Origin of the sequence: uncultured Allobosea sp. (genome assembly GCF_945957345.1) — a bacterium.
Classification (GTDB): Bacteria; Pseudomonadota; Alphaproteobacteria; order Rhizobiales; family Beijerinckiaceae; genus Allobosea.
Genome location: NZ_CAMFKW010000105.1, coordinates 1 through 4,211 on the forward strand (window position 1 = coordinate 1; position 4,211 = coordinate 4,211).

A 4,211-nucleotide genomic window follows, 5' to 3' on the forward strand; every position below is an offset into this window, starting at 1 on the left:
GATCGCGCCGATAGAAATGGTGCCACAGCGCCGCGGCAACATGGATCAGAGCTAGCACCAACAGCGCCCAGTTGAGTAACCGGTGCAACGGCGCTGCACGAAAGCTGAGATACATCGCAACAGTGCCCGTGAACGGCAAGAGCAGCAGCAGGCCATAGAGAGCGACATGAGCGCCTGTCGCAGCCCATCGTTCGAGCGGCGACAAGCCTTCGAGTGACGGGCGGCCATAGATGTAGCGCAGCGCAATTTGGGTCAGCGCCAGCCCCATGACCAGCCAGCCCACCCAGGCATGAACCTGATGCAAAAAAAGATCGAATGGGTCGGGCCTTGTGAAGCCATGCGCCATATGAGTGCGTTGGATCGCCCAAGATGTCGGCACCTGAGCGATGCACAGCACCGGCACGCTCCAGTGGATCCAGCGTTGATAAACACCAAACGACTTGCCCGAGCTGACCTTGGGAATAAACACGCTTTGCAACAAACTCACGATTCAGATCCGCGCATTACCAGCCGGTGGCGCCGCCCGTCAGCAGACGCCCGAAACCAAGCCCTGAATCACATTCAATCCCGACAAGCGTTAAGCACCGCCCTACCGGAGCGACACAGTTCTCAGACGGATCGCGTTGCCGATCACGCTGACCGAGGACAGCGCCATCGCGGCCGCCGCGATGATCGGCGACAGCAGGATCCCGAAGAACGGGAAGAGCACTCCCGCCGCCACCGGCACGCCGAGCGCATTGTAGATGAAGGCGAAGAACAGGTTCTGTCGGATGTTGCGCATTACGGCCTGCGACAGCCGCCGCGCCCGCACGATTCCGGTCAGGTCGCCTTTCAGCAGGGTTACCCCCGCGCTTTCCATCGCCACATCGGTGCCCGTGCCCATGGCGATGCCAACATCCGCCGCCGCCAGCGCCGGCGCATCGTTGACGCCGTCGCCCGCCATGGCGACCACCCTGCCGTCTGCCTTGTAACGCTGGACCACGGCACTCTTCTGGTCGGGCAGAACCTCGGCCTCGACCTCGTCGATTCCCAGCCGCCTGGCGACTGCCTTCGCGGTCGTCCAATTGTCGCCGGTGAGCATCACCACCCGGATGCCTTCCGCCCTGAGCCCGGAGAGTGCCTCCGGCGTCGAACTCTTGACCGGATCGGCAATGGCGATGGCACCCGCCACCTTCCCGCCTATCCCGGCGAAGATCACCGTGGCGCCGTCCTCACGCAACTCGTCCGCTTGCTTTGCCAGGGGGACGGGATCGATGCCATGCTCGGTCAGGAAGGCTGCGTTGCCGAGCACGACGCGCCGTCCCTCGACGACACCCAACGCTCCCTTGCCGGTGGGTGAGTCGAAATCGGCGACCGGCGCGGTGGCGATACCCTGTTTGTCGGCGGCCGCGACGATGGCCAGCGCCAACGGATGCTCGCTTGCCCGTTCCACGCTGGCCGACAGGCGCAGGATTTCGGCTTCGGCGAAGCCCGGAGCCGGAATCACGGCAGTCACGGACGGCTTGCCCTCGGTGAGGGTGCCGGTCTTGTCGACCACCAAGGTGTCGACCTTCTCCATGTGTTCCAGGGCCTCGGCATTCTTGATCAGAACGCCCGCCTGAGCGCCGCGGCCGACCCCGACCATGATGGACATCGGCGTGGCGAGACCGAGCGCGCAGGGGCAGGCGATGATGAGCACCGCCACGGCCGCAACGAGGCCGTAGGAGAACCGCGGCTCGGGACCCCAGACTGCCCATGCGATGAAGGCGAGCGCCGCGACGCCGATGACCGCGGGCACAAAGTAGCCCGAGACGTGGTCAGCCAATCGCTGGATCGGGGCGCGGCTGCGCTGGGCCTCCGCCACGAGTTGGACGATCCGCGACAACATCGTGTCGTGCCCAACCTTCTGCGCCTCGATCACGAGGCCGCCGGACTGGTTCATCGTGCCGCCGATGGCCGCGGCCCCGACCTCCTTGGTAATCGGCATCGACTCGCCTGTGACCATCGACTCGTCGACCGCGCTGCGTCCCTCGATGACGACGCCATCGACCGGGACCTTCTCACCCGGCCGCACCCTCAGGCGGTCGCCGACCTGCACGGTGTCGAGCTGGACTTCCTGCTCGGTGCCGTCGGACATGATCCTGCGGGCCGTCTTCGGCGCGAGGTCGAGCAGGGCGCGAATGGCTCCGCTGGTGCTCTCCCGCGCCCGCAATTCGAGCACCTGCCCGAGCAGGACGAGAACCGTGATGACGGAAGCCGCTTCGAAGTACACGGCCACCGAGCCGTCATGGCCGCGGAACGCGGCCGGGAAGATCCCCGGCGCCAGCGTCGCCGCCATGCTGTAGACCCAGGCCACCCCCGTGCCCATGGCGATGAGCGTGAACATGTTGAGGTTGCGCGAGACCAGCGACTGCCAGCCGCGCTCGAAGAACGGCCGACCAGCCCACAGCACGACCGGCGTCGCGAGCAGCATCTGGATCCAGTTCGAGGTCTGCTGGCCGACATAGTGGCCCAGACCCGTCAGGTGCCCACCCATTTCCAGCACGACCACCGGCAGGGAGAGCGCGAGTCCGATCCAGAACCGGCGCGTCATGTCGACCAGTTCGTGGCTGGGGCCGGTCTCGGTCGTCGCGAGCACCGGTTCGAGCGCCATTCCGCAGATCGGGCAGGAGCCTGGTCCCACCTGTCTGATCTGGGGGTGCATCGGGCAGGTGTAGATCGTGCCTTCCGGCACGGGTTCCGCCTTGCGAGCCGCCGCCGGCTCGACGTATTTGGCGGGCTCCGCCATGAATTTCGACTGACAGCCAGAGGAGCAGAAGTAATACGGCTTGCCTTCGTACTGCGCCCGGTGCGCGGTTGCGTGCGGGTCGACCGTCATCCCGCAGACCGGGTCCTCCACACTCTCTCCTCCGCCGTGAAAATGGCCGTCGTGGTGGTGCGAATGGTCATCGTGCCGGTGACCGCGGTGATGCTGATGATCTGCCATGGCTCGCCGCTTTGCTCTCCTGCCCCTTTGCCTTGCCAATGCATGAGCGGCCGGCGAGTTCACGTCGGCCGCTCGCTCTCAGCCCACGCGGTCCAGACTGGGGGTGTATCCAGCGCCCGTCACGATCGATTTGATAGCGGAGAAATCGGCCGCGCCCACGACGCTGACGAGCTTCGAAGCCGGGTCGGCGGTGACTGCGGTTCCCGGCAATTGATCCTCAATGGCCTTCTTGATCGTGCCGGCGCAATGTCCGCAGGTCATGTCCTCGACGCGAAAGCTGATCGCGCCTTCAGAAGTGGTCGCCTTGGCGGCAGTACCCGAATGTTGCTGGCAGGAGCACATAGCTGCAAATGTCCCTAGCTTGACGATTATGTCAGCCTGCACCTTCCCATCGAGGGAAGGTCAAGTGCATCTCGGCGTGAGACGGTTCTTCCAGCGAAAATAGGCGGCTGAGTCCAGCGCACCAATCCCTTGTCCGAGAGGACAATACCGGTGCCGTCGGGCCATGTTATCGTGCTCCAGGGGGCTGACCAATTCCTGCGTTGGAGAGCGTTGTGAGCGATATCGTTCATCCAGCAGCAGCTTCGACGCACTTGCCATCATTCTTGACCGGTCCCGGTGAAACGGACTGGCTCATGATTGCGGTGGGCATATCCTTGGTCATTTTCACGCTGGCTACGGGCATCTTATATTTGCGCCTGCACGCCCTTCCCGACCGAATTGCGCACAACAAGATTCAGCTTCAGGTCGTCTGTGTGTTGGGGTTGCTGGCGATGTTCACGCACATGCATATTTTTTGGATTGCAGGCCTCCTTCTGGCGTTTGTGGATATTCCGGACTTGATCGGCCCCATCAAACGCATCGTCGCGGCAACCGAGGTGATTGCTGGCGCGTCGATAAATCACCCCAAATGACGCAGGCTGCTCGCCGACGCGGAGCGCGGCCCCTGTTCCGAATGGGAGGATCGCCGATCGAGCACGGTCTGCCCTGTGTTCCCGGCTCGATCAGTGCAGGATCTGGGAGAGGAAGAGCTTGGTGCGCTCATGCTGCGGGTTATTGAAGAACTCGTTCGGTTCGTTGACCTCGACGATCTGGCCGGCATCCATGAAGATGACGCGGTCGGCGACCTGACGCGCGAAGCCCATCTCGTGGGTGACGCAGAGCATGGTCATGCCCTCCTCCGCCAGCGAGACCATGGTGTCGAGCACCTCCTTGACCATCTCGGGGTCGAGCGCCGAGGTCGGCT

The 4,211-nt window shown here is 64.0% G+C and carries 4 protein-coding genes and 1 pseudogene; 1 reads left to right on the forward strand and 4 read right to left on the reverse strand.

The features are described 5' to 3' along the window. The 3 genes from Q0Q36_RS24970 to Q0Q36_RS24980 all read right to left on the reverse strand — a co-directional run. Positions 1 to 487, reverse strand: a 487-nt coding sequence (locus Q0Q36_RS24970; RefSeq protein ID WP_293802579.1) for a cytochrome b/b6 domain-containing protein, incomplete at its 3' end; no start/stop codon positions are given. A 102-nt stretch (positions 488 to 589) separates the two neighbouring features. Beyond that, positions 590 to 2,965, reverse strand: a complete 2,376-nt coding sequence (locus tag Q0Q36_RS24975) for a heavy metal translocating P-type ATPase (protein ID WP_293802581.1) — start codon at positions 2,963 to 2,965, stop codon at positions 590 to 592. 78 nt (positions 2,966 to 3,043) lie between these two features. After that, entirely contained in the window at positions 3,044 to 3,349 is a 306-nt protein-coding gene (locus Q0Q36_RS24980) for a heavy-metal-associated domain-containing protein (RefSeq protein ID WP_293802583.1), read from the reverse strand. A gap of 170 nt (positions 3,350 to 3,519) precedes the next feature. On the opposite strand from Q0Q36_RS24980, the gene Q0Q36_RS24985 reads away from it, so the two are divergent. Further along, a complete protein-coding gene (locus Q0Q36_RS24985; RefSeq protein ID WP_293802585.1) occupies positions 3,520 to 3,879 on the forward strand; it encodes a hypothetical protein in 360 nt (119 codons plus the stop codon). 90 nt (positions 3,880 to 3,969) lie between these two features. Here Q0Q36_RS24985 and Q0Q36_RS24990 read toward each other — a convergent pair. Continuing rightward, a pseudogene (locus Q0Q36_RS24990) lies at positions 3,970 to 4,211 on the reverse strand (amino acid ABC transporter ATP-binding protein); the annotation flags it as partial.